This is a genomic window from Achromobacter sp. JCM 18799, from assembly GCF_055395645.1.
Window position 1 is genome coordinate 27,845 of the sequence record NZ_AP043867.1, and the last position, 25,872, is coordinate 53,716.

Here is a 25,872-nt window from a genome sequence, read left to right on the forward strand (position 1 = left end):
TTTTTCTCCCTTGCTTACCGGCCCATGTCCCGGCCCACGTCCCGCGCGTTCTCCCGCGCAGGCTCTTTGCCCTGCTCGTACACCTGACTCTTTTCGTTGCCGTGCTGGATCGTCACTTTCTCGCCTACCCGGACATCCCGATCCAGCCCTTCCTTCTCGTAGCGCACAGCCACCATGTCGGACATCTTCACCAGGGCGTGATGCGATGAGGTGGCCACCACTTCGCCCTTCACGTCCTGCTTGAGTTCTTGCGCATCCCGCACCACCAAGCCCCGATGACTGGCGGCCATGTCGATCACGCGCCGCGATTCATCCACGGTGACACTTCCCTCCGGGACGCGGCCCCGATGAAGCTGCTCGGACAGCTCGGCACGCGCATTGAAGTAGCTGGTTTCCCGCTGGTCTTGACTGGTCTGAGGTGTCCAGCTCTGCTTGATGTCGTGAAGCTGCTTGTAGGCCCCGTCCAGCTCCGGGTGGCGCTCCAGCGCCTCCCGCTTGGTGAGCTGGTCGAATGCCTGGGCGCGCTGATAGGCCGGGGTCTGCTCGAAACGGGCCAAGTCGTTTCGAGCCGCTTCGAGCTTGGCCGCCAGCTCGTCACGGTCGGCCAGCACCGGCCGTGCGGTGCGCTCCTGTTCCGGCCGCAAGGCATCAGCGTAGGCCCGCTTCAGGGCCTCGTCGTTGCCCCCGATGTACTTGCCATACTCCCGCACACCCTCCTTCTCGGTGTACGTGGTCTGCCCCGGCGTCGAGGCCGACTCCCGGCCATTGGGAAGGCGCTCGGTGCGGATCACATAGGGCTGGTCTTCAGCCTTGGCATCCCGGAAGGCCCTGGCGGCTTCATTGACGTTGCTGTAGTCCTTCGCATCGTTCTTGGCCACGGTGCCCACGGTGTAGGTCACGTTGTCGCGCACACCTTCCCGCTGCTTGGCCAGCGTATTGATGTCGTCCAGGGCGGACACGTAATCGCGCCGCTCGGCGTGCGTCCAGGCGCGCCCGCGCTCCTGCTCCAACACATCAACCGCTGCTGCTCGCCGTTTCCACTCTCCGCGCTCTTGGCTGTTCTCGTAGATTTGCCGTTGGTTGGCGTCATAGACGCGCACCGAGTCGGTGAGCTTGTCGCGCTCCAAGGCGCGCACGGACTCCACCATGCCGTTGTAGGCGTTGTCGTGCTGTTCCTTGTTGACGAACCGCCCGGTGCCGCGCTCGGCCACCTGTTCCTCGAAGCGCAGCCGTGCGCGGGTCACTGAGGTTTCCGGGTTGACGGCCAACACTCTGGCCTCCACCTCGTAACCCTGTTCCTTCAGGCGAGTGGTCAAGTCCCGGATGTTCTCCGGGCTGCGCATCGTGCCGTCCACCACCAGATTGCGGCGGTTCTCCACGGCGGCCAGCGTGAGGCGGGTAGCCCATTCGCCGGCCTCTTTCTGCGTTCGGTCGGCGGCGTGCTGGGGGTCTTCGCGCGAAAGCTGCTTGTAGCGCGGGTTTTCCTCGCGCATCCGGTCGGCGTCGATCACCACAGCGCCACCGTTGGCGCGCAGCTCGCGGATCGCTTCGGCCGCCAGCGCCGATTTACCCGATCCCGGTTGGCCACCCAACAGGATCGCCTTCGGATTCTCCTGCGCCGTCGTTCTTGCCAGTGCATCGCGCTCTACGTCTTTGTAGGCGCTCTCCATTGCGTACTTGGAAACCTCCCCAGCCATTTGTCTGCCCTCCTGCCTTATTGGTAAAGGTCGCGGGCCTGCTGGCCGTACTGAGTGATGACGCGCTCGATGGCCTCGTCAGCATTCGGATCGAGGTCTTCGCGGATCGTGCGCAGCTCGTCCTTCGCTTTCTGAGCGGCCGCAATCACGGCCTCGTCAGGGGTAGCTTTTTCGCGCTCGGCGGCAATGGCTTCGGAGTGGTGGGCGATGATGGCCCCCAGGACATCCAGCGCCACCTCGTAGCGGACGCCGGCACGGCTGAAAAGTTGATTGGTCATGGTCTGGATTCCTCACTGATTACCGGATTGGTTCTTGGCTTGGTTTGCATGGAGCGGCCACAGGGCCGCGTGCAGCAGGCGGTAGGTGATGCGGTCGCGCTTCAGCAGGCGCGCATACACGTCGTTGGCCGTCAGCCCAAGGCTGCGGGTGGCGTACAACCCCCAAGCCAGATAGACGGCCAGCAGCACGGCAGCAGCCGGGACAAAAGCCAGAAACCACACCCCAGCTATGACAAGCCCCACCACAAGCAAGCGGCCCCCTACGGTCGCCCACTTGGAGCCGAACATTTCGAGCTGGGCCTTACGGTTCAGGTCGTGCTCGGCATGAGCGCGCTTCCAGACATCGGCCCACAGCTCTCCGGGGGAACGGCTGAAGACGGCATCCAGGTAGGCACGAAACTCGCGCATCAACAGGTAGGACGCGGCAAAGCACATCCCCACAAAAACCAGCAGCTCAAGCGTTTCTCGATTCATGTTCTTCTCCTTTGGTCTTTCGCGCGCGAAAGTCAGCGCGGCGTCGGCACGCGCTCGCGCTCCATCTGCATGTCCTTGCCGCCACGATCCCGCGCCGGCTCCTTGCCCTGCTCATAGACTTGGCTGCGCGCCTTGTCGTACTGGATCGTCACGCGGTCGCCCACGGCAAGGTCACGATCCAGATTGGCGCGTTCGTAGCGCACGGCGATCATGTCGCCCACTTGGAGCATCGCGTGGTGCGACGAAACCGCCACCACTTCGCCCTTGAATTGCCCGCCAAGCCGTTCGGCATCCCGCACCATCAGGCCGCGATAGGCTGCGGCGTGGTCGATGACTCGCTTGGACTCGTCCAGCGTCACGCCATCGCCCACCAGCCGGCCGCTGTGCAGCTCTTTGGAAATTTCTGCCCGCAGGTAAGCGGCGTCCTGCCCGGCCCGGTGGGCGTCGTGCAGCATCTTGTAGGCACCATCCAGCTCGGGATGCTTGGCCAGAGCTTCGCGCGTGGCCAGCTTGTCGAAGGCCACCGCCCGCTCCACGGTCGTGATTTCGTAGAAAACCTCGCGCGCCGGCTCCAAGTTGCCGCGCGCGGATTCCTTGGCGGCCTCGTTCCACGTCTGCTTATCGACCTTGGAGTAATCGAGCTGGTAGCCCGCATCCTTGGCGAGTTGCCCGATGAATTCGCGCGTCGTGCGGCCGTTCCCTTCGCGGAAGGGGTGCATTTCGTTCACGCCGGCATAGACCTCGGCCATCTTCCCGCTGAACTGCTCCTTGTCCATCCCGCGCAGATAGTTGGCTTCCTTGATCGCGGATTGGATTTCCTGCGCCTTCTGCGGGATGTCTTCCTTGAAGGTGAACAGGGTTCGGTCGCCCGCAGGCCCCTTTGCAATATCCACCTTGCGCACTTCGCCGGCCCACTCGTAGACATCCCGAAAAACCTGCTTGTGGATCGCCTGAAGGTGGGCCAAGTCGTATTCGCCCCGTACCGGGTTTTCGCGCAGCTCCTGGATGCGAACGGCCGTTGCGCCGCGCTCGAAGCGTTGAAGCGCCGCGAGGTCGCGGATGTCGGCCTTGTTCTTGAGAACGTGCGTGCCGGGGTAGGTGTAGTCCTCTTGCTCGCTCATTGGCTGGCCCCGCGTGTGCGCTCCAGGTACTTGGCTACCGCCTCGTCAGGGGTCAGGGTGCCGGCGATGACGGCCTCCTGAATGGCGAGGTCGGCGGCGTCCACCGGCATCCCCTCCAGGGACAGGGAAGCATTGGCTTGAACAAACTGCGCACGGCGCACGTCGGCCGGATGGGGCGCAGCCACGGGGCCGGTATCGAGTTCATAAGGGTTCTTGTCTTCCATGTTCGCCTCCAGTCAGCCCAAGCCGGGCACAGCAATGCCAAACACCCGCACGGCAACAAACACCACTGCCGCCAGCCCCGCCACGATCAGCACGCCGCGCAGCACGCGCGCGAGCAACAAGCCAACGACAATGCCGATTAACAGCGGGGTAGGGGTTTCAGCGAAGATGCGTTGCAGTGCGGCCCAGGCCCCGCCCACGTAGGGAGAAACCATTTGCCATATCTGCGTCAGCAGCGCATCCATCGGTAAGTTGTCCATGCGGGTGTCCAGTGCCAGTATTCAGATGCCGTTTGTTTGCTTTCACGGTGAAAGCAAGTTTATCAAAAAAATCCTACTGGCACTAGGCGTTTAGCGCGATAACGTCAATAGGAAGGGGAGGGCGATCACGCCACCAAGCTCTCGCGCACCGGCCGCAGCGCGGCGGATGTCTGGCTGATGATCTGGTGGATTTCGCCCAGGTAGCTATCCACCCGGTTCTTCATGCTGGCCCAGGTATGTTTGGTCTGAACCAACGCATCGAGCGTTTCAGCGTCGAACCGCCCCGCCTGGATGCAGTTGTGGATGGTCAGCAGGCGAATCTCCATGTTGCGCAGCGCATACTCGCAACGATTGATTTGCTGGCCGTCGATGGGGGTATGGCAGTAGCGGACGTTCTCCACGTCGCGCACGAAGCCCTCGAAGTCCTTTTGATGGTCGCTGAGAAGGCCGACAAAGGTTTCCATCAGGCGCAGTTCGCGGTCAGGGGTAGTCATTGGTGGAATCTCCATGTTGTTGGTTAAGGGTTGAGAGAAAAGCATTCGGAACGATGGCCGCATGTGTCGCATTTGCGGCCCCGGCTTTTGCGCGCCTTGGCCCTGCGCTCGGTGAGGTCGATGTACCGGGCCACCAACTGCTCGCAATAGGCGTCGTCGCGCAGCTCCACGCGCATGGCTCGGCGCTCACGGGTTTTTCGGTTGTTGATGGCCACGAAGCCAAAGGGCGCTGTTTCGAGTCCGTTCAGGCGAAGCAGCCACGCTTGCAAAGAGAGCTGTGCAATGTCCGTCTCATAGACGCGGTGGGCATCGCGGTTCTTGTTTTCGAGGGGAACATGCAGCCCATCAGGAAGCCGATACACCTGATCGGGCCGGCCCACGACGGGGAACGGTGCATTGATGAACAGGTTGCGCTCCACTTGAGCCACCTTGCCGGCCGCAAGCTCGGGAGGGAGCCAGTTCTGAGTGAACCCTCGCCAGACCATGAATGTCCAGCCGGCCAGCACCAGGGCCAGGGCGAATAGGATGTAGCTGGCCAAGTTGCTCATCGCGGCATCCCCAGCAAGCGAAGCAGGGCGTTCAGCCCAGCGCGCACAGCCGTGGCCGCGCACCGGCTCCTGCACAGCAGAGGCACCAAGCCAGGTGAGACGGCGTAGTAGGCTCGGACGAACAAGCGCCCTACCATTGCCGGCATCAGCACCCGGTCACGCCAAGCGCGGAGGAAATTTGTCTCGGCGGCGTCAGGCCCGTAGATCGCGGTGGCAATGAAACAGCGCCGGTCAATCGCCGCGCGCGTCTGCCCTTCGACCTGAAACCGTAGGTGCTCGAAGGTGCCGGCAGCGGCCTTCGCCCGAACCTCCAGCGGCCGGGCATCCCCGCGCTCACGGTCGAAAACCACCTTTTGCTCGCAGTAAACCGTGCCTACGATGTCGGTGATGGTGTGGTACTTTTTCGCCCGCCTCATCACCCCTCCTGCTTTCGCGCGCGAAAGCCGGGCTTGGCCAGCATCCAGCGATAAATGCCCAGCAGGCTTGTGGCAGTGAAAGCCACCTGCATGAAGATAAGGCCCGGCGCGTCGGTCATGACGCCGAAGCCGATCCAGCAGACATTCGAGGCTAGGAAAGACACGAACCCCCAGCCCGACAAACGGTTGTTGAGGGCCAGCAGCAAGGCCCCCAGCACCCCAAACGCGCAGCCGATCCATTGCAGGTAGAAGGCATCCATGCTCACCTCACAGAAGGGCCTTTCGCCCGGTTTCCACGGCCCGCATCCGCATGGCCAAGGTTGGGTAAGCATTGGCGAACGAGAACCAGCGAACCCAGGATTTCGAGGGGTACAACACGGCCAGCTCGCGCAGCGCCGTCAACATCGCTTCGCGCCCTACGGACTGCGCAGCGCCGGCATCCGCCCGGTACTCGCAATACCGGCGAATCCCCAGGAACAGGAGGAAGGCGGCAAAGAAAAAGTTGTTGTTGTCCAGGAGGTGGCTGCTCACAGCAAAGCAGCAGGCATAGGTGAACGTGGCGAAGATATGGCGCTCATGAACATGTGCGTTTTCATGGGCGATCACGCCCCGCATACCCTCGTCGCTCATGCTGGCCAGCAGGCCGGTTGTCACGTAGATGCGCGAATGACTCGGCAGCAGCCCCACGGTGTTGGCTTCCTTGTCGGCATGGTCATACAGGAAGACGGGGCGACTATCAGGGACGGTTGCCACTATCCTTGCCAAACGCTCTTGAAGCACAGCATCCCGCGACGGTCGCGGAGCAAGGAAGCGCGCCGATAATGGCGCGCTGGCATAAAAGCCGAACAGGAATATCAGGCTACCGAGAGCCTGAGTCATTGGCTTGGCGGCCGGATTCGTGGATAACCTGCCAGTTACCCACAAAATGCCGCCAGCAACCTCCATGATGAAGACGATCAGAATGATCCGTCTGAACCAGTGAGACGGGATCATTGCAAATTGCAGTCGTCACAGATTAAGGCTGTGGGGATCGAGCGATACGGCGTTTGATCGGTGCCAGCGCGCCAGTCATTTCTCATGCTGAGAGGCTGTTGCGAAGCACATCCGCCCAAGGTGGCCGTGGTAATGAGAATCAGGAGTAGTTTTTTCATCGGTTGCCCTTTCAGGGGAAAGTTGGTTGTTGATTTCTTCCAGCAGCTCCCGGCACACTGAATGCACCCGCTGACGCGAGACGCCGACGTGGCGCGCGACGGTTGCCTGCCGGTAGCCTTTGAGGAACACTTCTTCAGCGATGCGGTAAGATTCGGACGAAAGACCCAGCCGCCGCGCTGCTTTCACGAAGACAGCACGAGACACATGGCCACACGCTGCGGAAACAGTCTTGAATATCTGGCTCATCCCCTTGCACCGTAAGGGTTTTGAGCGTATTTTGTCAATAGACAAGATGCGCAAATTCTATCCAAATTGGAAGGAGAGTTGTAATGAAAAAGATGCTTTACGTTGCTTTCATCGTGGCAGCACTTGCCGGCATGACGAACGCCAGCGCCCAAGCGGCCGCCGCGAAGCGTGGCGGTGTCTGCATCGGCCCCTTCCGTGGTGGCGACTCGGTGTTGCAGTGCGAACACATCGGCAAGGTGACGATCAAGCAGATTTACGAAAAGGGCTTCCGTGTCGTGCATATGCAAGATGACAAAAACACGGCCACCTACGTGATGCTGGTTATTGAGGAACAATAATGATGCGACTGAAAAAAATGCTGTTCTCTCGAAGGCGCTGGATGCTCTGGCTTCCATTGCCGGCCGCTGCCGCACTTTCGGCATCCGGTGGTAATTTCCTTGCCGACTACATTCCAATGCTCGGCGGCGGATTGATTTTCTGGATTCCATTCTGGCTTGCATGGTGGTTAAGCGATGGATTCAAGGGAATGTCGAAATGGCCCGGCACTGGCGCGCCAAATAGCGCAGCAGGCGTTAATCCATTTACCGGCAAGTCTTGTGTTGTTCATCATTTACCCTGGGGCGATAACTACACGGGCGGCAATTCTTGAAAGGGGGCAAAGCCCCCTTTCCCTTTACTTGCTGCCGTTGTTGATCTGAACCGAGGCGGCCGTTTCCCGCTTCATGTTGTCGTTCAGCTTTTCGCCGTCTGCCGTACCGTCGCCGCCAGTCAGCTTGTCCCAAGCCTTCTGAACGGTGTCCTTGCCGTCGCGGATCATGTTGTCCTCGTTGACGGCTGCGGGATTGGCCCGCCCAGCGCCTACAGCCTTGTCCGGGCTGGCCCAGGCATTCACGTTCTCGTCCAAGGCCCCAGCACGCGCCGGGATGCTGCCCTTGTTCTTCGGGTCGAGCTGGCCCTGTACGTCCCCTCTGGATTCCGCAATGATCGGAGGCGCAGAGGTATCAACCTTGAGCGGAGCGGTTCCGCCGTAGCCGGTCTGTGCCACCTTCTTCTTGTGGACGCCCTGGATGTCCTGCGGGATGCCGGCGCGATCCTTGGCGGATTGCTTCTCCAGCTCGCCCTTCGTGGTCGGCAGTTTTTCGCCTGCGAAAGTCTGCTGCGGCATGGTGGTAGCTTGTTGAACCATGCCCTTCTCGCTCACGTAGTCCTGCACCATGTCCATGATCCGGTCTTCGGATTGGTTGGCGAAACGCATGGCGGTCATGCCATTGCGCGCGGCCACCTTCTCGAACAGATACGGATCGGCCATCAGATCCTTGTGAGTCGTGAAGCTGTTGCTGTCGCTACGGTTGGCGCGGTCGCCAGTACCGAACTCACGGCGGTCAGAGACATCACGCACGCGGGAAACTTCATCCACGTTTGTGAGGGCTGCATCGCGGCCGTGGCGGTCGTTTTGGGCCGATTGGTTGCCCGTCCCGGCCTGCTCGGTTCGTGAGCCGCGTTCAGCAAACGTGCGCTCGGTGCGCGCGGCTTCCTGGTTGCCATGAACCGTATCCACGCCCCGATCCCGGCCGTGCTCGGCCGTGTAGGTCTTCGCGCCGTTGTACCCCAGGCCCGCGTTGATGAGGCCGCCCGAAGGCTGGGCACCACCCTTGCCGCCCCGGTAGTTCTTCAGAGCTTGGTCGATCTGTTGCTGGTTCGCGCCGCCCTGCTTCATGGCGTCGGCAATGCGCTTTTCCTCGCGCGGATCAGGCGCACCGCCTGCACCGCCAGCACCAGGCGCACCGCCGCCGTTGGGGTTCCCACGGCCAACACCCAAATTCATGTGGAGCTGGTCATTGGCACCGGCCGCCGTGCGGAAGTGCGAACCCTCACGGAAGTTGCGATCCAAGTTCTGGCCGGTTGAGTGCTGGCCACCATACCCACCCTCGCTCCCGCGAGCCGCCACCACACCCGTATTCTGATATTGACCACGGGTTGTATCGTGCCCCTTCACGTCCGTGAGGCTGGAGCTGTCGCCGTGCCGGCGCGCCAGTTGATCCCCGGTCGATGTGATGTCGGTACGATGCGCTTCCTGGTTGCGGCCGGCTTCCAGTCGGTGATCCATGTTCATCTGCGTCAGCATCCGGTTTTGGAGCTGCTGCAAGGCAACCGCGCCGTTCGCGGCCATCGTGGCCGTCGAGCCATTGCCCCGACCGATGGTTGCCCCGCCGCCTTGCAGGCCGATGTTGCTGTCGTACTTGTTCATCGAGGTCGTGTTGACCGATGCGGTATCAAGTCCAGCTTGGCCCATGCTGACATTGCCGCTGGCATTGCTTGCGCCCACCGCCGCCCCGGCAGAGGCAAAGCCGGTCATCATCCGGTCGGCAACACCCATGAAACCACCCTGCCCCAGCTTGATGATGGCCCCGGCGATGAATGGCACCAGGACAACCATGTAGCCGATGGCCGCCTGCTCGTTGGTCAGCGTGGCGTCGAAAGCATCGGTGAGCTGGAACGGCACACCGGCCGCCAGCTCCAGCGCGCGCGCCTTGTAGCGCAAGTGCATGAGCGACAGGTGGTTGATGACGGCAAACAAGATTGGCCACAGGCCGATCCAGGCCAGCGACATCATGTAGCCCGCAATGATCTTCTTTGCCCCCTCGGTCGAGCTGACAACCATCAGCACCACAACAACCGGGAACAGACCGTAGATGATTGCCTCGATCCAGTTGCGCATGTGGGGCAGCGTCTCTTGCGCCAGCAGGCTCAAGGTGCTGTTGGAGCCGTCCGCTTGCCGCGCCGCTTGGGCAGCGCCGGCCAGGGCATTAACCTCGGCCACCCGCGCAGGATCGTTCAGCAGCGCCGGCAGCTCGGTGCCGGCCTCCTTCCAGATGTTGTTGAACATCGCCTGCTTCATCGCGTCTGAGGCGTTGCTGGAGTTGTTCAGAATCCAGTCGTAGGACGTGCCCACCGTCGAAACGAACATGCTGGTAGCGATAGCATCACTGCTTGCCCGCGTGAAAGCCTGCTTGCCGTAGAAGGCTTGGCCAGCCGTTACCGCGTCGTTGACCTTCTCCTTCAGGATGGCCGCAACATTGGTGCAGGTATCGGTGGTAGGCGCATTCGTCAGGGTGTTGTAGGTGACGAAGCGGGCTGGACTCGTGTTGTTGAAAATCACGTTCCAGGTATCGGTGCCGCCCACAATCTGCTGCGGGGTGATTTCACCGTCTTTCACGTCGTACAGCGTGCATTCCTTGATGAACTGCATCAGGTCGGAGCGCAAGCTGGGGTCGCGGATCGTCGCGTTATTGACTTGTTTCAGGATGCGGTGCCCGAAGCCCACATCCCCTTTTTGCAGGCCCAGGTCTTCAGGGACACCGAAGACCGTTTCATAGGTGTTGGTCAGCGCGCCGAACACCAGATTGGTCGTCTGCGCAGTGACGGCCAGGGCAAAGGGCACGTTATCAACCACGCGCGGCGGCTCCAGCCCTGTCTTGTCTGTCAAGGCAACGCGCGCGATCGGCAGATTGAGCACGGTCACAAAGGCCAGGGCGTGGATAAACCACTTCGCCATTTCGAGCTGCTTGTTCATGTAGCCGAACATGCCGATTGCGATGGCGAACAGGAAAACCAGCTTCAGCAAGCCAGCGAAGCCAGCGCCGGCCATCATCGAGGCCACGGCGTTGAAGACGTAGTAGAGCGTTTCTACGTTCCAGTAGGTTTGAATTTCGATGTCCACGGCATCCCCCCTTAGCGCAGGCTCTTGCCGAAGGCGAGCGAGTTACGCAGCGTCTGCGACAGGTTGGCATTCAGCGCACGCTCCATGTACTGCACCTCCTGGGCGATGTTGTAGGTGCTGATGGTCTGCGAGTAGGCAGTGGCCAGCACCTGCTTTGCCGCGCGCGAAATTTCCTCCAGCTCGGGCTTCATCTTGCCCAGCTCGGCGGCCTGGGTGGCATCGGCTGCGGCAGAGAACTTCGCCATCGCGCCGCGCAGGTCGGTGACGGCACGCTGGATGTAAACCTCGGCGTATTTGGCGGCGATCAGCTCCTGGTAGCGGCCAATCAGCGCGTCGGCCATCGAGGTGTTGTTGAGGGTTGTCGTCACGGCCAGCATCTTGTAGATGGGCAGATCGGTTGCGTTCAGGAAGCCGATGGTGGCCGCCATGTCGTCGTGAGCTGAACGGTTGGCGATCTTGTCGGAGATTTTTTCCATCTTCTCCCGCACCATCGTCTTGAAGCTCTTGGTGGTCACTTCATCCTCGGTCGGACTCAAGCAGCCGTCCGCGCTGGTGGTGTCGCAACGCCAGATCGGCACCGTGATGGTGTCGGAGGTGGTACGCGCACCCACCAGGGCCTCCACCGTGATTTCCTTGCGCAGCAGCGGGATAGGCAGTTGCGGGGTGTCGCCGGTCGGGAAAATCATGCTGCCGATCATCGACATCAGGATCATGCGTTGCTCGTCGGTGACGCCATCGAGCTTCTTGAGCGCCTTCCAAACCACGTTGCCGGTCGGGAGCTGGTCTTTCGCCTCGGGTCGCGCGCTGGCCGCCGAGTTCACCGTCTGGTTGGCCCGGCTTTCGCTGTTCATCACGTTCGTCCAAGCGTCGGTGATGTTCTCGAAAATGTTGGTGTCCACACCGAAGTTCTTGGCCGCGTTTTGCTTGCCGCGCGTCCAGGTGTCGGGCACGGCCGCATTGACGATCCCCTTGGCCGCCTCGCAGGAATCCATGTTGAGACGATTGGCAGCTTGCGCCGTGGCTTGCAGGGCCTGCATCACGTTGTCGCAGGTCGGGCACAGGTTCTGAATGGCCAGCTTGAAGCCGTAGCCCAGGGCATTCGAGCCAATGTTGCGCAGCATGGCCACGAACTGCTCTTTGTTGATGAACGAGAAGCCGCCCGCGAACAGGTCAATGCCGCCGCACCCAGCGTTCCAGCTCGGCGGCGTCACCGTCGCCAGTTGGTAGGTGCGCTTGGGCATCCGCATGAACAGACTGCCCCCGGTGTAGAGGTTCATCGTCTGGCCTTGCAGCACGGCCGGGTTGCTGACGTTGCCTTGAGCATTCACGGAGTCGAAAAGCTCCTGCATGTTCATGGCGTAGGTAGAGGTGGTGAAAGCAAATGCCGTCACCAGCGCCGTTACTTTTTTCAGTAGCATGGGCAGCTCCTTAGAAGTTATCGCCGGGCTTGGTGCCGGTGAGGACAAAGATTCGATTGACGATTTCGGTTAGGGCCATCATTCCGAAGCCCACGGGCGCACGGTCGCCGGTCTGCTTTGAGCCAATGAACAGTGCCGGCACGCGCTCAATCCCCCAAGCCGCAGCTTGCGCGCGGCCGTCGCGGGGGTTCGGGAACTCGGGCAGGCCCATGCCATCGACTGATACCGGCAGCACCTCGATGCCGTACTTGTCGGAAAGCATCTTCAGCGTCGGGGCCATTGCATGGCAGTACGGGCAGTCGCTACGGAAGAAGAAGATCAGCCCGTGCTCCTTGGCCAACATCTTCAGTTGCTGTTCCTCGTTCTGAATGCGGCCTTCGTCGTAAATCTTGATCGCGGAGTTATTGACCGGCCGCTTTTGCGCGTAGTCGAGGCTCGGGTTTTGCCAGACCACGCGCCGCCAGTTGTCAGCGAAGACAGCCCCCTTGTCCTGCGTCATCTGCCAAAGCTCCAGGTAGTCCTTCATGTTCTGGTCGGTGGGGTTCATCACCGCCACGTCTTCCCGGCGCTTCAGTTCTTGTCGCAGTTGCTCGGCGGTCTTGATGTCCTTCAGCTCGATGCGCTTTGGCTGGTCAGCCTTGCGGCTAGTCTGCTGCCGTGCCGGTGCTGGCGTCGGCTGCACAGGTTGCGGCTTGGCGTCTTCCATGTCGCAGTACCAGTTGGGCTTGTTCGCATCGCACTGCCAAACAGACGGGTAATCCAGTGACTGCGCATTGGCGTACCCGGACAGCAGGGCCAGCAGGAGAAGGCTTCGCTTCATCATTGGCTTACTCCACGGAAATTGGCGGGGTGCCGTCGAGGCAGTAGTTGAGCTGGGTCTTCAGGATCGCGTCGGTGCGGCCTTGTGGGGTATCCACGTCCTTCTTGGTGAACACCATTTCAAGGCGCTTGCAGTCGGCGCGGCTGAAAGACTTGATGACCTTCGCAGTCACCAGCAGCGGCCCGGTCGAGCGGAATTGGCGCGTGAAGTGCTCGGCCACCTCCCCTTCCATGACGCCGCTGGAGCTGCCGTTGCGGATCGCAGCGGCCAGCACGTCGTGTTGCCGGGTATAGACGGTTGGCCCAGCGAGGCTTTCGCGCGCGAAAGTCGAGCAGGCCAGCAGAATGAGGGCGATAGAGAGAGTTTTCATTGGTCGTAGTAGCTCTGAACTTTTTTGTTGACGGTCTGCTGCACCCGGTTGCTCATGGTCGATGCCGGCACATCCTTGGGCACGATGTCCGCGATGAACTCGGACAGATCAATCCGGGAGAAATCGAGGGCCTGGAGCTGCGCCTGGTTGAAGCCGCCGCAGCTATTCATCGGCATCCCGAGTTGGGCGCGGCCTTGGCGGTTGATGATCTTGGCCAGCTTGGAGTTAAAGCAGCAGTGGCGTTCCTTCTTCTCCACGCAGACCTTGAGCACCTTCTTGCTGCAATACGTCTCAATATGGACGCACAGGTTTTGGCCCCGCTTCATGGCCATGACCTGCTCGGCCGAATCGCAGCTCAACCATTCCTGCACCAGCATGATTGCCACGGACAGGGCGAAGCTGTACGGGTCAAAACCGACGAACTGGAAGCCGTTGGCAAAGGTGAACTCAAAAGTGAAGCCATAGAACCCGAATTGCGGATTGAAGACACCATCACCCAAGCCGGAGGCCCAGCTATTCATTGCGCCAAGTCCCTTATCTACAAGGGAGCTGTCGAGCTGGCCATACAGCGAGTCGTACATGTACTTGGAACCCAGCACGATGGATTCGCGGCCCGCTTCGCCTGCCGCCTTCATGCCGGCGCCCAGGAGCGCGTAATTGCTGAAGGCAGCGCCACCACCGGCTGACTTGCAGCAGCTCTTGAGCGTGGTGCCACCCAAGACCTTGATGCTGCATTCCTCCATGTAGCCCTTGAAGATTTCGACCTTGTTCGGGTCGATGCCGTACACGCCGGCCTCGCGGGCGGCCTCCATCATCACGGCCGCTTGGCCAAAGTCCTTGTCGGGTGGCGCGCTGGTATCAAAGCACCCAGCCCCGCCGTTCTGGCAGAAGGCGCTTTGATCGCACACCGTTTTCTCGGTGTAGGTTTCAGGCTTGTCCGGGCAGTTGTATTTCTGCTCGTACATCACGCAGGTGCCGGAATCGTCGCGCTCCACGCATGACGATCCGATCTGAGAGCACCCCTTGTCTCGCAGCGGCTGGCAGTCGTTGACCATGTTCTGGCTGCGGCATTGATAGGTGTCCTGGTATTCCCAGCATTCACGAAAGACGGACAGGCCCGACACGTTGCGGGTCTGGTTGGGCGCGGTGCAAACCGTTCCCGTCTTCTGGCAGTCAGGCGCTGCGAAGGCGCTGAAGCTGGCGACAAAGGCCAATGCGGCAAGAATCTTCTTCATCATCATTGAGCCCTCTGTTCCAGGGGAGCGCACTGGCTGTTGTCCCATTGGTCATAGCAGTTGCGCGGGCACAGTTGGCGCGTCGTGAGCTGGATCGCCCCTTCCCCGCCGCCCGCAACAATCGTCCGCATGAAGATCGTGTTGGAGCCGTTCTTGAGGTAGGGCTTCACGTCGATGTTCAAGCCGAAGTTCCAGCTCGTCGAAAGCTCCGGGCCGCTGAAGCAGGTGGCGCAGTACTGAACCATGCCGGTGCGGTAGTCGCTGGTTGTGCAATTCCAGCCGCCGCCCACGGCCGTGCAGGATTGGTAGGAGACGGCATTACCGCCACCGCCGCCGCCCCACCAACCGCCGCCGCCCGTATCGGAGCACTGCCAGCCACTGCCCCAATCGTCCCAAGTCTGCGTGCATGAGCGCGTGCTGGAGGACTCGAAGACCGGAGGCGGCGAATAGATTTCGAGGCGGTCGCCACCACGCGGGCCGACATAGACGAGGTTGCCGTTCACCTTGACCATCAGCCAGTCGTCAAACGCGGCACGGGTCAGGGCGAAACGGGTAATCAGCCCCACGTCACGGATGTCGAAAGTGAGGTTGCGGTCGTACACCGCACCCCAGCCGCCCCAATAGTTGTCCGCGATGGTGCCGAACTGGAGGATGTAGTTGCCGGCCCCGTCCGGGGTGAAGCTGGTGGCCATGTCGCCGGCCCAGCTATTCGGGACAATGCCGCCCTGGTCGCAGCCGTCGCGTTCTGGATCGCACGCCACCTTGAGCACGCGCTTGCAGGACAGGTTTTCCAGCGTCTGCGTTTCCGTGCAAGTCTCGGTGATGTAGGTCGCCGGGTTTTTCACGCGCTCCACGCGGCATTGCTGCGTCGAAGCGCCGGGGATGCTGCCGGGGTTGTTGATGACGCCTTTGGAGCCGGTCAGGATCGGGTCGGTCTGCTTGTCGATGGTGAACTTCGGCCGCTGCGTCGGGTTCTTGCTCATGAAGTTCACCGCGTCGCATTCCTGCTGCTGGAAGGCATTGGGGGCCTTGTACGTCTCGCACTGAATCTGCTTGTTCGTGCCCGCCCCGCCGATGAGGTTGCGCCCCTCCTGGAAGTTGGCCGTCTCCGGTGCCGTGGTGCTGTAGTACGGCAGCACGTTGGAGCCAGTTGCCCCATTGATCTTGCCCCCCGCCACACCTTTGCCCGTGTTGGCGAAGTCCTTGCCGGCATTGAAGGCGTCGGCCGGCGTCGTGATGGTTTGTGCGCTGGCTACGCCCACAGCGGCCAGCATCGCGGCGATGGAAAGGACGCGCTTCATTGGTTCCCCCTGATCTGGCGAAGGTAGCGAGACGCCACGGCTTCAAACTGCGGCGCGCGGCGCACAATCTCGTCCAGGGCGTAGTCCAGCGAAACGTCACCGGCCACTGCCACAAAGTTGTCAGGGAGGGCGCAGCCCTCGTTGTCCACTTGGTCGATGGTTGCGGCCTTGGCCAGCACCATCGTGGGAACAGCCTTGACCTTGTACTTGGTGAAGGCGTTGGGGTTCACCAGGACGTTGCCGCCCTGCTCTCCCAGCTCCTTGATGGCCAGCGCCGTATCCTTCAGCGAGTTGTTCTTGAAACCGCGCAGCACCACAGAAGCCCCCACCCGGTTGGCTTGGCTGACGATCCGCTTGAGTGATTCGGCCGGCATCGTGAAGCTGGCGAAAATCATCAGGTCATCCATCTTGCGGGCCTGGGCCTTTTGCTCGTATTGCTTGGCCAGCGCCTCGATGTCGATCCCGGCGCGCTCCGGCGTCGGCACGTTGGGGAACACGTTGGCGGCGTTCTTGGTCGCGGGGTTGTTTGGATCGAACATCTGCTTGCGCTCACGATCTACGCGGCGCATTTCCCGGTCGATGTCGGCCGAGTTGGGCATAGCGCCCTTCTTGGCCTTCGAGGCGGGGTTGTTCGGGTCAAACATCTGCTTGCGCTCAAGCTCGATGCGTTGGCGTTCTTGGTCGAGCTGGGATGCGGTCGGCGTGCTCTGCGCCACGCTTTCGCGGGCGAAAGCGGCCAGCAGCATCAGCCCGATGACAGTTTTCTTGTTCATCAGAATCCCACTCCCAGGCAGCAGTTTTTCTTGCGGAAAATCATGTAGGCGAAGTCTTCGCCGGCATACGGGTAGCTCTTGCCAGCGCCCCAAATCGCGGTCGTGCGGCCATAGGGTTGGCAGCAGCGCCCGTTGATCTTTTCCGTCTGCGGGATCGGGTAGAGCATCTGGTACTTGTATTGGGTCTTGTCCATCACCGGCTCGGGATAGATGCCGCACAAGCCGTCAGCGCCAGAGGTGCCCCACATCAGGAATTCGCGGTGCAGCTTGGCCGTCATGCGCTGCACCAGCAGCGAACTGGCTTGTACGTGTGAGACGTGGGCCTGCACATGGCCGTTGAAGGGGTAGATCGAACCCTGGCAGCCGGCGCACCAGAAAAGCGCGTTACTGCCAAAGCCAGCCGATGACAACACGCAGTCGCCGGCACACGCGGCTTGGGCAATGGGGTTGCCGAACAGGAAAGTTTCCGGGTTCAGCAGCATGGTCAGCTCGTCGTCGTTCCAAGTCGGATCGACTTCGGTGATGTAGGCCACGTCAAAGGAACCCGTCTCCAGGCACGGGTTATCCAGGATCACCTCCAGCCAATAAAGGATCGGATCGGCGTACCAATGAACCTGATAGTTGGACTGCTTGGTGTTGTCCTGCTGCAAACGGATCTCGCCTTCCGGGGCACGGATACCGGGATCGAGCTTGATGCCTCCCAGCGAGACAAAGCAGTACGGGGTGCGGGTCACATCCACGCGCCGCGCCGGCTCCCAAAAGCCGGTCTTGATGCCGATGCGCAGCGGGTTGGTGCAGGTGCATAGGAAGCCGTCCGGGTTGCCGGTGTCCTCCTGGCCCATCGTCATGATCGGCGTGCCGCCCAACGTCAGCGGGAACAGGCAGCTCCAGCAAATATCGGTGATGGGGTTGGCAAACTTGCCCTGGCACACGCCGGCCATACTTTCGCGCGCGAAAGTCGCCGCGAGCACCATGAAAGCCATTACAAGCCAGCGTTTCATTGCAGCTCCTTCGCGGGAATCTCATCGAGCACAAGCATCTTTCCCTGCTGACGAATCACAGCCGGCACGGCCGTGATGCCGAACCGTTTGGAAAGGGTGCCCTTCTGGTCGTAGAAAACTTGGGTCTTCCAGGCTTTGGTGAGGTCGAGCCAAGACCCAGCAACGAGAATCGGCTTCACCTTGAGCTGGCCGCCCTTGGCCACCAAGCGCCCCACTGCTTCGCGCTGTTCGGGGTCGCGGCCGTCGAAGAAAACCAGCGTCTTCGTCAGGCTGGTCATGTCCAGCGGGTTGATCTTCGTTCCAGCCGGCACCACGATGCGGCCGTCGTCGGTCGTCACCGGCTTGGTGTAGGTCACGGTGGGGTCGATGAAACGCTGCGCGCGGGCGCGCACGGTGGTGATACCGTCCACCGGCTTCATGTTCTTGATGCTGCCCATCGAGCGGCGGATGGCTTCTTCCTGCAACCGCTTCAGCTCGCCGCTACGCTCCTTTTCGCGCAGCTTCTTCATAATCATGTCGAGGGCGCTTTCCTCCCCAATCGGGTAGGTCGGCCCGATGCTGCCCAAGCTCGCCGCGTTCGCGGCAGGCAGGATCGAGGCGATCAGCAGGGCTGCGATCAGCTTAGAAAATCTCATAAGCCCTCCCGATGACTTCGGCCTGCTTCACGTTGCCGGTCAGCGCATACCGCGAGTCCAGGCTGTTCGGGTTGGGCGTCGAAACGAAATACTCCCCTGCCCCGATAACGCCCTCTTGCGCGGGCTGGAGAGGCACGCCAGCCTTCGAGAAGGGCTTGGCGGTGCCGATGTATTGGTCATTCACCCAAAACGCGCTGCCGGCCCGTTTAACCGTGTCGCCAGCCACACCGGCCACGCGCTTGATGAAGGTGGTGCCAGCGGGATAGGTCGCACCGCCATGCCAGCGGTAGGCGATCAGCTCGCCCTTCTTCACTTCCCCGCCCTTGTGGATCACGTAGAGGGTGCCGGGCAGGCTGTTGGTGAGGTTGAAGGTGTAATCCAGCCAAGGGGTAGTGGCGGCGGCCAGCGCACCCACGGCGAACACACCCGCGCAAACTGTCCAGTAGATGCGCTTCGCCTTCATCACTTCATCCTCGCCCGGACTTGATCCGTGTAGTCGATGGTCACGCCACCCAGCAGCGCCGCCTTGTTGACGATCACGCAGTTGCACTCTTGCCCCAGCGCATCCACGGTCGCGGACAGCTTCTTGGCAAAGTCGATGGTCAGCTTCTGCGCCACGGCGCGCTGCTCGGCGGTCACGTCGCCACCCTTCCCGATCACGTCGAGGGTGCGCTTCTGGTCTTCCTCCACCAGCACCTGCAAATCAACGGTGGCCACACGCGCAGGCATGTTGCGGTTGATGACGTAGGCCACTGGCGCGAGCGCCACCAGCGTGAGCAAGGTGGACAGCACGGCCGGGATCACATAACGCATCCGGTCGGCGGCCGGCGCGGCGGCCTCGGCCGGCGCTGGCGTCTCGGGGGTTGGGTTGGTGTTCGGTTCAGTAGTCATCTTTCCTCCGGCGCGGGGACAGTTGTTCTTGAGGGGCGCGGCGGGCCAGCATGATTTCCAGGGCTTCCATCGTGGAATGGCCCTGCTCCAGCAGCGCGTTGCATTCGTTGAAGTCCTGCGCGTTGGTCGAAGCCATCAGCAGGGAGAAGGGATCGGGGATGTGGCGCACCACGGAATCGCCGTTGGGCGAGGAAATGAGCATTTCGCTGAAGCGGCCGCGCTCGGTGCGCAGCGACAGCAGCATCCGCTTCACGGCCGGCGAGAAATTCACCATGCCGTCCTCGATCAGCTTTTCCAGGTTCTTGCGGTCTTGGCGCAGCAGAATCTTCCAGTCGGCGTTGTTGTAGGCCGCCTGGGCCGCATCATTTTTATAGGCGTCTTCGATACCTTGCGTGCCCACACAAAAAATGCCGTTGTACTTCCGGGCGCGGCGGTAGCCTTCCTCGATGAACTCTGCGGTTTCCTTGTCAGCCCCCAGGAGCTGCCATGCCTCATCGACCAGACACAGCTTCTTGCGGTCGCGGGTCAGATACATGTCGTGGGCAATGCGCGAGGTCAGCACGAACAGCACCACGCGGCGCAGCTCGGGAGCGTTCTTCAGTTCCTCCAGCTCCAGCCCCACCATGTCGGCGTCCAAGCTGATGTTGGCGCGGCCGTTGAAGAAGTCCCCATAGACGCCATCCTTGGTGAACGGCGCGAGCTGCTTGGCCAGCTCGTAGGCCACGCGCTCGGTGCTGCCCGACTCGTTCTTGATGTTGCTCAACAGGTAGTCGCGGATGCGGGTCGGGTTGGTGTCCTGCCCGTAGTCTTGCCAGACGGCAGTAATCGCCTCCCCGATCAGCGCGTACTGGAATTCCGTCAGCGGCGCATTGGGGGACGCCATGCGGCCGATCATCGGCTTGAGCATCCGCATTTCCGCCTTGAAATCCAGCTCGTCGTCAGTGCCCACCCAAGTGAATGGATTGATGCACAGCTTCGTGCTCGGCGTGAACTCCAGGAAGGTGCCTTTCTGGAGCCGGATCAGGTTCTGATAGCTGCGGCCCACGTCGATCACCCACACCCGCGCGCCAATACCTCGATAGGCCGAAACGACTTCGTTCATGGTCACGGACTTGCCCGAACCGGACACGCCCGCCACGAACACGTTGTAGTTGCCCTGCTGGTTGCTGTAGAAGTCGAGGAAGGTAGGGGTGCCACGACGGCCAAAGAACATCATCACCGGGTCGCCTGCGCCCTTCCATTCGCCAATCACCGGGGCCATGTCCACCGCGTTCACCGTGGTCTTGGACGTGATGAGGCGTAGCTTCTGCAAGTCGTCGCGCACCGTCTCGGTGAGCGTCATGGGCAGGCTGGAATACAGGGCCGTCAGTTGCAGCAGTTGCAGCGGGCAGATCGTGAAGCGTTCGCTGCGCCACACGTTCAGGGCCACTTGGCTTGCCCGGTTGATGAGGCGCTTGGGTGCGAACAGCAGCAGCGTGTGGTACAGCTCGCACATGCTGCCGCCGTTGTTGAGCTGGTGCAGCACGATGTCCCAATCGTTCGCCTGGGCCTGAAGCTCGGGCTGGAACTCGGCCATCTTGGACTTGGCGTTTTGCTTGGTGCGTGCGGCCTTGATCTGAGCCTTGCCGTCCACCACGTTGGGGTCAAGCGTGAAGACGCCACCGCACACCAGGAATGGGCACGGGTATTGAAGGCCGTCATCGAAAAACGAACCGATGATGTTGGCCATCTCCCACAGCTCTTTCTTCTGCGGGTACTGAAGCACGCCGAAGCCACGCACGGCGATGCGCTTGTCTTCGTCGCCCTGCTTCTCGGGCGGCAGGCCAAACAGCAGCTCGTTGGCTTTCACGCGCACATGCTGGCCAAAGGCCGTGACTTGGTTTTTGATGGATTTCCCGTCGTCGTAGCGCAGATCGGGGAACGGCTCCTTGCTGAACATGCTTTCGGGGTTGAGGATCGGCCACAGGAAGCTAATCAGCCCGTCAGCATCGAGGGGGAAGGACGGCAGGCTTGCCGTGCGCAGCGAAGCGCGCACTGTCTCGCGCAGCTCGTACATTTCCTCCACCAGCTTGGCGTCACGGAAGGAACCGGCTTTGGTGATGGAGAACAGCAGGCGGATGTTCTTCACCACGTAGTTGTCATTGGGCCAAAGCGGCTTGCCCTTTGCCTTGTAGATGTACTCCACGCGGCGCTTGGCCAGCTCCTGAAAGAACGGCGTGGTCTTGCCGTTGTCCACCGCGATATGGCGTTGATCCATGTACGCTTGGAACTGGTCATCCAGCACCGGGCTACCGAACAGGCACCACTGAATTCCATAGTGCGGCGGCACCGGGGTAAAGAGCGTATTGAGGCGGCTCGCCATGTCGTCGTCCGCGCCGGTTTGCGCGATGACTTCAAAGCAGAAGGCCACCGAGTTGTCGTTGTAGAAAAGGCCCGTGTCGGGGTCGTATTGGTCGTACTTGAGGATGCTGTGCAGCCCATAGAGGCTCGTCACCTCGTTGGCGGCCGCCACGGGGGCCGGCTGGCTCCCGACATCCGAGGTGTTGCCCAGCACGGTTTCGTCCCAAAACCGGGCGGCAGCACCCTTTAGCTTGTCCATCATGCTGTCTTGCATTGAATGTTCTCCATGTTGGCCGCCCGGCCAGCGATGCTTATTCGCTGTCCGGGATGACGTTGCCGGGGCGCATGATTCCGTTCAGCAGCTCGGTGGCTTGCTCGTTGCTCATGCGGTCTTGACGGACGCCGATAGACTCCATCCCGTTGTCAGCGGGAGGCGTTGGCTGCTGCCCCAGCACGCCAGGGCTTTGCCGTTGCTGGCCAGCGCCGGCCGTTTGCGGCTGCGCAGCCTGGGCCGTCACATTCGACGGGGCGCGTACCGGCCGGTAGTTGTCCTGGATGCGGCGGCGGTTGTGCTCGATCAGCCAGCGGCCGGAATCGACCGGCAGGTACACGTAGGACTGGTCGTGCAGATCGCCATCGGTGTCTTCCCACGGGGCGAACCAGACGCGAAGCAGGCGCGGTGCGCTGCGGATCGGCGTGCCCGAGTAGATGGGCTTGGTCATCACGTTGCTGCCGGCTTTCGCCTGCGAAAGTTCCACCGGAGCCTCGCCGCGCGCATTCACGCGCTGGCCCGGCAGGTTCTTCGCCTGGGCATTGGCGTAGATGCCGCTCATCGACTCGCACAAGATGCCGTCCGGGGCCTTGCACGCGAATTCGGATTTCGCATCAAAGCCAGACATGCTGCTGCAACCGGATAGGGCCACCACGGCCCCGATGCCAAAGGTCAAGGCCAGTGCCTTCATTTGCTTCCCTCCCATGCGTGCGCGGCACTGCCGCTGAAACCGACACCCTTGCAGCAAGCGCCGCAGTCGCGGCCAGCGAGCGAACCGCAGCCCGTCAGGGCCAAGGCGAGCGCGCCGGCACCAAACATCAAGGCGGTGCGCTTCATTGGGTTGCCTCCTGCGCAGCGGCCGGCGCGCCAGGCTTACCGGCGTTCAGCCACTGGTCGATCTTCTCGGCCGGTGCGGAGCCAGGCAGGACGCGGCCATCGGCGGCAATCAGGGTAGGAGTGCCCACCACGCCCAGCTTGGAACCCAGCACCAAGTTGTCGTTGACGGGGTTGTTGCAGGCCACCAGCTTGGGCTTCTTGCCGGCCAGCATCAGCTCGCTCCAGGCTTTCGCCTTGTTCGGCGCGCACCACACGCTGACGGCCTTGGTCTTGGCTTCCGGGTGCAGCGATTCGAGCGGGTACAGGAAGGTGTAGATGGTCACGTTGTCCAGGCGGGCCAGCTCGCCCTCCAACTGCTTGCAGTAGGGGCAATCCGGGTCGCTGAACACGGCCAGGATTCGGCTGCCGTCGCCCTTGACCGTCTTGATCGCTTGGCCAAGTTGCTGTGCCGGGAACTCGGTTTTCTTGCTATCGAGCTTGCGCTGGGCAGTCAGATCGACTTGCTGCTGCATGTCGAACAGGTGCCCGAAAATGAAGTAGCGGCCCGACTCGTCGGTGTAGGCGATGTTCTCGCCCATCACTACCTCATACAGCCCGGAAACTTGCGACTTGCGAATTTCCTTGAAGGTCGTCTTCGGGTACATGGTCTTGAACTTCTCGACCACGGACGCGGGCGCTTCATCTTGGGCAAATGCGGGAACTGCCAGCGCAGCAGCCAGCGCGAGGGTCAACACTCGTTTAATCATCTTCGTATCTCCTGGAGTTGGTGCCGGTGCGCTTCAGGAGGCCCCGGTAATCGTCCTTGGCGAGCGCCTTGCCGGAATAAACAGCGCCCTTGGTGATGAGGATTTCGACGGTACGGCCGCCATCGGTTTCGATGACGGGGTACAGCTTGTCCGCAGCCTTGAGGTAGTACTGAGCGAGCTGCTGGCCCGCGCTGCCTACCCCACCACCGATAGCGGCTTGCCCGATCTTGTCCGGGTCGATGGTTTGCGTGATGCCGCCGCCGCCTGTGCTGGTGATGGTTGCGGAGGACTGGAAGGCTTTGCCGATACCACTGAGCGCGCCGGCAAACAGGGCATTGGCGAGCAACTGGCCCTGCTTGGTGACGAGACGGCCCCTAACCCCGGCCTTGCCGTCTTCCCCGATCACTTGGCCCTTGATCGCCATTTCAACGGCCTCGCCGTTGATGACGCAGGCCAGGGTTTCGGTGCGGCCCATCATCCGCTCTGAGGACAGATCGCCCCAGGTGGCGGCCACGATGCGGCAATCCTTGATGTCCAGCTTGTGCTTGTTGGCCAAATTGGCGACATCGAGCACATGGAAAGCCACCGGCAGCGGGTTCGATTGGGCTTGCCCGCCTGTCGGCGCATCCACGCCGTTGAGCATGGCCACGCGCACAAAGGAGCCAGCCGGCAGGAACTCGATGGTCTGCTTCTTGCCGTCTGCCCCGCCCGAGGTGGTGCCGTACTTCTTGGCCTTCTCGTCGGTTGGGAAGCCCAGCACCTCGGTGATGCCACCAGCGCCGCCAACGGCTGCGCCCGCTGCGCCCTTGCCCTCGGCATTGTTGAAGGTGATGATTTCCACTTCCCGCCGCGCCGGCACATCCACCTGATTGAGCGGTTGGTTTAGGGTGGTTGCCCCGCCCTTGCCGTTCGGTGACTGGAGAACACGCTGGCCCGGCCCGGTGCCGTTGCCAATGGGCAAAGGCTTGTCCAGAACCGAAGCATCTGGCTTCGCCGCCGTTCCGCTGCCAGCCGAACCGGCTGCGGCCTTGTTGGCCTTCAGTTCCTCCAGCGCCTGCGCGAGCTTCTTGTTCTGTTCCTCCTGGGCCTTGAGCTGGGTCTTAACTTCCCCGATCAAGGCTTCGTTGGACTTCTCCTTGGCCGCTTGCTGCGCACGCCACGCATCCTTGTCATCTACGGTGCCCGGTGCGGTGATGCTGACGGTCTTGGGCTTTTCGCGGTGCTGTGCTGGGCCACTGTCGAACAGGAACATGCCAGCCCCGGCCAGACCGAGAATGCCGGTCACTGCCCCGCCGATGAGCATCATCTGGCGTTTCTTGGTTTGTGCGTTCGGCTCACTCATTGTCTTTGCGCTCCCGAACGATGTAGATGTCCGTCCCGTCGCCCTGCATCAGCGTGTGGTGCTCTACGGCAATGGCACGCACGCCACGGCGGTAAAGCTCCTGCTCGACCAGCAGCATTTCGGAGGGGGAAACGTTGGTCAGGCGGTATTTCTCGCCCACCACTTCGCCATCCATGTACTTGGCCACCAAGATCAAGCGCCCCTCTTTCCACAAAGGCACTTCCTTATTCACCTGGATGGTTTCAACGCTGTCCTTCAGCTCGTCGTCGGCCATCACCAGCATCAAGTCCTTGATGCGGCGCTGGTAGGAGACGGTGCGGCCATCAGCGGCTGCGCGGCTCGAAGGCGTAGCCTTCTCGCTCGGCGGCCGGATGATGATTTCCTCGCCGGCCACCGGACGCGGAACGAGGATCAGCTTGTAGGTAACGCCCTTCTCGTCGGACACGAAAACCGTGACCGTGCCCTGGTTGGGCGACTCGCTGGCCAGCGTGAAGTAGTAAGCCCCCAGGGCCTCGTCCTTCTGGCCTGCCAGCACGCCCTTCACGCTGGGCACCACATTGGCAATGCGGCGCCCGTCGATTGCGAGACGGTTGGTTTCGTTGACCGAGATATTGACTTGAACGTGGCCCCGGTCAGCGTTCTCAACGACTTGCGTTGCGCCTGCTTCAGTTGCCAGCAGGCTTGTTAGCAGAAGGATCGCGCTTAACGATTTCTTCGATCTTGGAAACATAGAGACGCCCCGAGGTAGTGATGGTGAATTCAACGAGATAGTCCTTCTCGCGTTCGGAAGTGAGCTTGTCGGCAATAAAGGTCTTGAGTTTTCCGCTGACCTTCACGCGCTTGTCCTGCTCGCTGACTTCCTCTTTGCGAGGAACCCAAATAGTGGTGACTCGCTCCTGTTTGAGCCGCATTGCGGCCGCATCAAGCGCGGTCTTCAACCCGGCGTAGCCGTCCGGGTCGGCCATCTTGAGAATCACCTTGTTGTTGTAATCAACCGTCTCCGGCGTGACGGTCAACACCGTGCCCAGGACATAACCGGCCATATCCAGCAGGTAGTCCTTATTGGCGTAGTTCGATCCAATCTCGTAGGGCCGCTTAACTTCAGGCGGCACGATCTTGGTTGTGTCGCGCACGACGACGAAGCCCAGCAGCAGCACCCCGAAAAACAGAGTGCCTAGCAGGCCCGCGTTCATCGCGCGGTGGAAGCGGACTTGCGATTGCAACTTGTCCCGCTCATTGATTGCTTTATCTGGTGCCATAGCG

Annotated in this window: 32 protein-coding genes; 2 read left to right on the forward strand and 30 right to left on the reverse strand. The window is 61.5% G+C overall.

From position 1 onward, the window contains the following. Positions 1 to 14: 14 nt before the first annotated feature. From ACZ5YA_RS33915 to ACZ5YA_RS33970, 12 genes are all read right to left on the reverse strand, one after another. Positions 15 to 1,697, reverse strand: coding sequence for a zeta toxin family protein (locus tag ACZ5YA_RS33915; protein ID WP_029309681.1), 1,683 nt, complete (start codon positions 1,695 to 1,697; stop codon positions 15 to 17). Positions 1,698 to 1,714: 17 nt separating this feature from the next. Further along, positions 1,715 to 1,975: a hypothetical protein gene (locus ACZ5YA_RS33920; RefSeq protein WP_009242129.1), complete on the reverse strand. Its 261-nt coding sequence runs from the start codon at positions 1,973 to 1,975 to the stop codon at positions 1,715 to 1,717. 12 nt (positions 1,976 to 1,987) lie between these two features. Further along, positions 1,988 to 2,449 (reverse strand): hypothetical protein, encoded by a 462-nt coding sequence (locus ACZ5YA_RS33925; RefSeq protein ID WP_009242130.1) that lies wholly within the window; start codon positions 2,447 to 2,449, stop codon positions 1,988 to 1,990. Positions 2,450 to 2,481: 32 nt separating this feature from the next. Further along, positions 2,482 to 3,570, reverse strand: a complete 1,089-nt coding sequence (locus ACZ5YA_RS33930) for a Fic/DOC family protein (protein WP_009242131.1) — start codon at positions 3,568 to 3,570, stop codon at positions 2,482 to 2,484. Continuing rightward, positions 3,567 to 3,794 (reverse strand): antitoxin VbhA family protein, encoded by a 228-nt coding sequence (locus ACZ5YA_RS33935; protein ID WP_013723317.1) that lies wholly within the window; start codon positions 3,792 to 3,794, stop codon positions 3,567 to 3,569. The genes ACZ5YA_RS33930 and ACZ5YA_RS33935 overlap by 4 nt, the downstream gene beginning before the upstream one ends. A 12-nt stretch (positions 3,795 to 3,806) precedes the next feature. After that, positions 3,807 to 4,052 carry a hypothetical protein gene (locus tag ACZ5YA_RS33940; RefSeq protein WP_009242133.1) on the reverse strand — a complete coding sequence of 82 codons (246 nt, stop codon included), beginning with the start codon at positions 4,050 to 4,052 and terminating at the stop codon, positions 3,807 to 3,809. Between the two features lie 125 nt (positions 4,053 to 4,177). Then, positions 4,178 to 4,546 (reverse strand): hypothetical protein, encoded by a 369-nt coding sequence (locus tag ACZ5YA_RS33945; RefSeq protein ID WP_009242134.1) that lies wholly within the window; start codon positions 4,544 to 4,546, stop codon positions 4,178 to 4,180. A 23-nt stretch (positions 4,547 to 4,569) separates the two neighbouring features. After that, positions 4,570 to 5,094, reverse strand: coding sequence for a PD-(D/E)XK nuclease family protein (locus tag ACZ5YA_RS33950; RefSeq protein ID WP_009242135.1), 525 nt, complete (start codon positions 5,092 to 5,094; stop codon positions 4,570 to 4,572). Further along, a complete protein-coding gene (locus tag ACZ5YA_RS33955) occupies positions 5,091 to 5,510 on the reverse strand; it encodes a CFI-box-CTERM domain-containing protein (protein WP_029309679.1) in 420 nt (139 codons plus the stop codon). The genes ACZ5YA_RS33950 and ACZ5YA_RS33955 overlap by 4 nt, the downstream gene beginning before the upstream one ends. After that, positions 5,510 to 5,770, reverse strand: coding sequence for a hypothetical protein (locus ACZ5YA_RS33960; protein ID WP_009242137.1), 261 nt, complete (start codon positions 5,768 to 5,770; stop codon positions 5,510 to 5,512). Before ACZ5YA_RS33960 ends, ACZ5YA_RS33955 begins: the two co-directional genes overlap by 1 nt. Positions 5,771 to 5,777: 7 nt before the next feature. Further along, entirely contained in the window at positions 5,778 to 6,503 is a 726-nt protein-coding gene (locus ACZ5YA_RS33965) for a M48 family metallopeptidase (RefSeq protein ID WP_009242138.1), read from the reverse strand. Positions 6,504 to 6,578: 75 nt separating this feature from the next. After that, complete coding sequence (locus ACZ5YA_RS33970) at positions 6,579 to 6,908, reverse strand: TrfB-related DNA-binding protein (RefSeq protein ID WP_009277741.1); 330 nt, start codon at positions 6,906 to 6,908, stop codon at positions 6,579 to 6,581. Between the two features lie 83 nt (positions 6,909 to 6,991). On the opposite strand from ACZ5YA_RS33970, the gene ACZ5YA_RS33975 reads away from it, so the two are divergent. Then, the gene (locus ACZ5YA_RS33975) at positions 6,992 to 7,246 is read left to right on the forward strand and encodes a hypothetical protein (protein WP_009242139.1); all 255 of its coding nucleotides are present in this window, start codon (positions 6,992 to 6,994) and stop codon (positions 7,244 to 7,246) included. After that, positions 7,246 to 7,557, forward strand: coding sequence for a hypothetical protein (locus tag ACZ5YA_RS33980; protein WP_232295882.1), 312 nt, complete (start codon positions 7,246 to 7,248; stop codon positions 7,555 to 7,557). Before ACZ5YA_RS33975 ends, ACZ5YA_RS33980 begins: the two co-directional genes overlap by 1 nt. Before the next feature lie 24 nt (positions 7,558 to 7,581). On the opposite strand, the gene ACZ5YA_RS33985 is transcribed toward ACZ5YA_RS33980, so the two are convergent. From ACZ5YA_RS33985 to ACZ5YA_RS34070, 18 genes are read right to left on the reverse strand one after another with little or no spacing between them, the layout of a single operon-like run. After that, the gene (locus ACZ5YA_RS33985) at positions 7,582 to 10,629 is read right to left on the reverse strand and encodes a conjugal transfer protein TraG N-terminal domain-containing protein (protein ID WP_009277742.1); all 3,048 of its coding nucleotides are present in this window, start codon (positions 10,627 to 10,629) and stop codon (positions 7,582 to 7,584) included. 11 nt (positions 10,630 to 10,640) lie between these two features. Beyond that, positions 10,641 to 12,047, reverse strand: coding sequence for a conjugal transfer protein TraH (locus tag ACZ5YA_RS33990; protein ID WP_009242099.1), 1,407 nt, complete (start codon positions 12,045 to 12,047; stop codon positions 10,641 to 10,643). A 10-nt stretch (positions 12,048 to 12,057) separates the two neighbouring features. Further along, positions 12,058 to 12,870 (reverse strand): conjugal transfer protein TraF, encoded by an 813-nt coding sequence (locus ACZ5YA_RS33995; protein WP_009242098.1) that lies wholly within the window; start codon positions 12,868 to 12,870, stop codon positions 12,058 to 12,060. 4 nt (positions 12,871 to 12,874) lie between these two features. Next, entirely contained in the window at positions 12,875 to 13,237 is a 363-nt protein-coding gene (locus ACZ5YA_RS34000) for a hypothetical protein (RefSeq protein WP_009242097.1), read from the reverse strand. After that, positions 13,234 to 14,478 carry a conjugal transfer protein TraN gene (locus tag ACZ5YA_RS34005; RefSeq protein ID WP_009242096.1) on the reverse strand — a complete coding sequence of 415 codons (1,245 nt, stop codon included), beginning with the start codon at positions 14,476 to 14,478 and terminating at the stop codon, positions 13,234 to 13,236. Before ACZ5YA_RS34005 ends, ACZ5YA_RS34000 begins: the two co-directional genes overlap by 4 nt. Beyond that, entirely contained in the window at positions 14,475 to 15,773 is a 1,299-nt protein-coding gene (locus tag ACZ5YA_RS34010; RefSeq protein ID WP_013723314.1) for a hypothetical protein, read from the reverse strand. The genes ACZ5YA_RS34005 and ACZ5YA_RS34010 overlap by 4 nt, the downstream gene beginning before the upstream one ends. Beyond that, a complete protein-coding gene (gene trbC / locus ACZ5YA_RS34015; protein WP_009242094.1) occupies positions 15,770 to 16,546 on the reverse strand; it encodes a type-F conjugative transfer system pilin assembly protein TrbC in 777 nt (258 codons plus the stop codon). The genes ACZ5YA_RS34010 and trbC overlap by 4 nt, the downstream gene beginning before the upstream one ends. Beyond that, entirely contained in the window at positions 16,546 to 17,547 is a 1,002-nt protein-coding gene (traU, locus tag ACZ5YA_RS34020) for a conjugal transfer pilus assembly protein TraU (RefSeq protein WP_009242093.1), read from the reverse strand. The genes trbC and traU overlap by 1 nt, the downstream gene beginning before the upstream one ends. Then, positions 17,544 to 18,182 (reverse strand): type-F conjugative transfer system protein TraW, encoded by a 639-nt coding sequence (gene traW / locus ACZ5YA_RS34025; RefSeq protein ID WP_009242092.1) that lies wholly within the window; start codon positions 18,180 to 18,182, stop codon positions 17,544 to 17,546. The genes traU and traW overlap by 4 nt, the downstream gene beginning before the upstream one ends. Further along, entirely contained in the window at positions 18,169 to 18,645 is a 477-nt protein-coding gene (locus ACZ5YA_RS34030; protein ID WP_009242091.1) for a S26 family signal peptidase, read from the reverse strand. Before ACZ5YA_RS34030 ends, traW begins: the two co-directional genes overlap by 14 nt. Then, positions 18,645 to 19,073, reverse strand: coding sequence for a hypothetical protein (locus tag ACZ5YA_RS34035; RefSeq protein ID WP_029309678.1), 429 nt, complete (start codon positions 19,071 to 19,073; stop codon positions 18,645 to 18,647). The genes ACZ5YA_RS34030 and ACZ5YA_RS34035 overlap by 1 nt, the downstream gene beginning before the upstream one ends. Then, positions 19,063 to 21,687 (reverse strand): type IV secretion system protein TraC, encoded by a 2,625-nt coding sequence (gene traC / locus ACZ5YA_RS34040; RefSeq protein WP_029309677.1) that lies wholly within the window; start codon positions 21,685 to 21,687, stop codon positions 19,063 to 19,065. The genes ACZ5YA_RS34035 and traC overlap by 11 nt, the downstream gene beginning before the upstream one ends. A 37-nt stretch (positions 21,688 to 21,724) precedes the next feature. After that, positions 21,725 to 22,375, reverse strand: coding sequence for a type IV conjugative transfer system lipoprotein TraV (gene traV / locus ACZ5YA_RS34045; protein ID WP_009242088.1), 651 nt, complete (start codon positions 22,373 to 22,375; stop codon positions 21,725 to 21,727). Then, the gene (locus ACZ5YA_RS34050) at positions 22,372 to 22,521 is read right to left on the reverse strand and encodes a hypothetical protein (RefSeq protein ID WP_009242087.1); all 150 of its coding nucleotides are present in this window, start codon (positions 22,519 to 22,521) and stop codon (positions 22,372 to 22,374) included. The genes traV and ACZ5YA_RS34050 overlap by 4 nt, the downstream gene beginning before the upstream one ends. Next, positions 22,518 to 23,267 carry a DsbC family protein gene (locus tag ACZ5YA_RS34055; RefSeq protein WP_009242086.1) on the reverse strand — a complete coding sequence of 250 codons (750 nt, stop codon included), beginning with the start codon at positions 23,265 to 23,267 and terminating at the stop codon, positions 22,518 to 22,520. Before ACZ5YA_RS34055 ends, ACZ5YA_RS34050 begins: the two co-directional genes overlap by 4 nt. Then, positions 23,260 to 24,609, reverse strand: a complete 1,350-nt coding sequence (locus ACZ5YA_RS34060; protein ID WP_029309676.1) for a TraB/TrbI/VirB10 family type IV secretion system protein — start codon at positions 24,607 to 24,609, stop codon at positions 23,260 to 23,262. Before ACZ5YA_RS34060 ends, ACZ5YA_RS34055 begins: the two co-directional genes overlap by 8 nt. Then, positions 24,602 to 25,339: a type-F conjugative transfer system secretin TraK gene (locus ACZ5YA_RS34065; protein ID WP_009277744.1), complete on the reverse strand. Its 738-nt coding sequence runs from the start codon at positions 25,337 to 25,339 to the stop codon at positions 24,602 to 24,604. The genes ACZ5YA_RS34060 and ACZ5YA_RS34065 overlap by 8 nt, the downstream gene beginning before the upstream one ends. Continuing rightward, positions 25,275 to 25,868, reverse strand: coding sequence for a type IV conjugative transfer system protein TraE (locus ACZ5YA_RS34070; protein ID WP_009242083.1), 594 nt, complete (start codon positions 25,866 to 25,868; stop codon positions 25,275 to 25,277). Before ACZ5YA_RS34070 ends, ACZ5YA_RS34065 begins: the two co-directional genes overlap by 65 nt. Positions 25,869 to 25,872: the final 4 nt, after the last annotated feature.

Coding starts and splice junctions, on each gene's coding strand:
- traU (WP_009242093.1), bottom strand. CDS start 17,547: ATGAAACGCTGGCTTGTAATGGCTTTCATGGTGCTCGCGGCGACTTTC.
- ACZ5YA_RS33975 (WP_009242139.1), top strand. CDS start 6,992: ATGAAAAAGATGCTTTACGTTGCTTTCATCGTGGCAGCACTTGCCGGC.
- ACZ5YA_RS34060 (WP_029309676.1), bottom strand. CDS start 24,609: ATGAGTGAGCCGAACGCACAAACCAAGAAACGCCAGATGATGCTCATC.
- ACZ5YA_RS33935 (WP_013723317.1), bottom strand. CDS start 3,794: ATGGAAGACAAGAACCCTTATGAACTCGATACCGGCCCCGTGGCTGCG.
- traC (WP_029309677.1), bottom strand. CDS start 21,687: ATGCAAGACAGCATGATGGACAAGCTAAAGGGTGCTGCCGCCCGGTTT.
- traW (WP_009242092.1), bottom strand. CDS start 18,182: ATGAGATTTTCTAAGCTGATCGCAGCCCTGCTGATCGCCTCGATCCTG.
- ACZ5YA_RS34065 (WP_009277744.1), bottom strand. CDS start 25,339: ATGTTTCCAAGATCGAAGAAATCGTTAAGCGCGATCCTTCTGCTAACA.
- ACZ5YA_RS33950 (WP_009242135.1), bottom strand. CDS start 5,094: ATGAGCAACTTGGCCAGCTACATCCTATTCGCCCTGGCCCTGGTGCTG.
- ACZ5YA_RS34000 (WP_009242097.1), bottom strand. CDS start 13,237: ATGAAAACTCTCTCTATCGCCCTCATTCTGCTGGCCTGCTCGACTTTC.
- ACZ5YA_RS34030 (WP_009242091.1), bottom strand. CDS start 18,645: ATGAAGGCGAAGCGCATCTACTGGACAGTTTGCGCGGGTGTGTTCGCC.
- ACZ5YA_RS33955 (WP_029309679.1), bottom strand. CDS start 5,510: ATGAGGCGGGCGAAAAAGTACCACACCATCACCGACATCGTAGGCACG.
- ACZ5YA_RS33925 (WP_009242130.1), bottom strand. CDS start 2,449: ATGAATCGAGAAACGCTTGAGCTGCTGGTTTTTGTGGGGATGTGCTTT.
- ACZ5YA_RS34010 (WP_013723314.1), bottom strand. CDS start 15,773: ATGAAGCGCGTCCTTTCCATCGCCGCGATGCTGGCCGCTGTGGGCGTA.
- ACZ5YA_RS33940 (WP_009242133.1), bottom strand. CDS start 4,052: ATGGACAACTTACCGATGGATGCGCTGCTGACGCAGATATGGCAAATG.
- ACZ5YA_RS33960 (WP_009242137.1), bottom strand. CDS start 5,770: ATGGATGCCTTCTACCTGCAATGGATCGGCTGCGCGTTTGGGGTGCTG.
- ACZ5YA_RS33915 (WP_029309681.1), bottom strand. CDS start 1,697: ATGGCTGGGGAGGTTTCCAAGTACGCAATGGAGAGCGCCTACAAAGAC.
- ACZ5YA_RS34055 (WP_009242086.1), bottom strand. CDS start 23,267: ATGATTAAACGAGTGTTGACCCTCGCGCTGGCTGCTGCGCTGGCAGTT.
- ACZ5YA_RS34070 (WP_009242083.1), bottom strand. CDS start 25,868: ATGGCACCAGATAAAGCAATCAATGAGCGGGACAAGTTGCAATCGCAA.
- ACZ5YA_RS33930 (WP_009242131.1), bottom strand. CDS start 3,570: ATGAGCGAGCAAGAGGACTACACCTACCCCGGCACGCACGTTCTCAAG.
- ACZ5YA_RS33970 (WP_009277741.1), bottom strand. CDS start 6,908: ATGAGCCAGATATTCAAGACTGTTTCCGCAGCGTGTGGCCATGTGTCT.
- ACZ5YA_RS34005 (WP_009242096.1), bottom strand. CDS start 14,478: ATGATGATGAAGAAGATTCTTGCCGCATTGGCCTTTGTCGCCAGCTTC.
- traV (WP_009242088.1), bottom strand. CDS start 22,375: ATGAAGGCACTGGCCTTGACCTTTGGCATCGGGGCCGTGGTGGCCCTA.
- trbC (WP_009242094.1), bottom strand. CDS start 16,546: ATGAACAAGAAAACTGTCATCGGGCTGATGCTGCTGGCCGCTTTCGCC.
- ACZ5YA_RS33920 (WP_009242129.1), bottom strand. CDS start 1,975: ATGACCAATCAACTTTTCAGCCGTGCCGGCGTCCGCTACGAGGTGGCG.
- ACZ5YA_RS33980 (WP_232295882.1), top strand. CDS start 7,246: ATGATGCGACTGAAAAAAATGCTGTTCTCTCGAAGGCGCTGGATGCTC.
- ACZ5YA_RS33945 (WP_009242134.1), bottom strand. CDS start 4,546: ATGACTACCCCTGACCGCGAACTGCGCCTGATGGAAACCTTTGTCGGC.
- ACZ5YA_RS33995 (WP_009242098.1), bottom strand. CDS start 12,870: ATGATGAAGCGAAGCCTTCTCCTGCTGGCCCTGCTGTCCGGGTACGCC.
- ACZ5YA_RS33990 (WP_009242099.1), bottom strand. CDS start 12,047: ATGCTACTGAAAAAAGTAACGGCGCTGGTGACGGCATTTGCTTTCACC.
- ACZ5YA_RS33965 (WP_009242138.1), bottom strand. CDS start 6,503: ATGATCCCGTCTCACTGGTTCAGACGGATCATTCTGATCGTCTTCATC.
- ACZ5YA_RS34035 (WP_029309678.1), bottom strand. CDS start 19,073: ATGACTACTGAACCGAACACCAACCCAACCCCCGAGACGCCAGCGCCG.
- ACZ5YA_RS34050 (WP_009242087.1), bottom strand. CDS start 22,521: ATGAAGCGCACCGCCTTGATGTTTGGTGCCGGCGCGCTCGCCTTGGCC.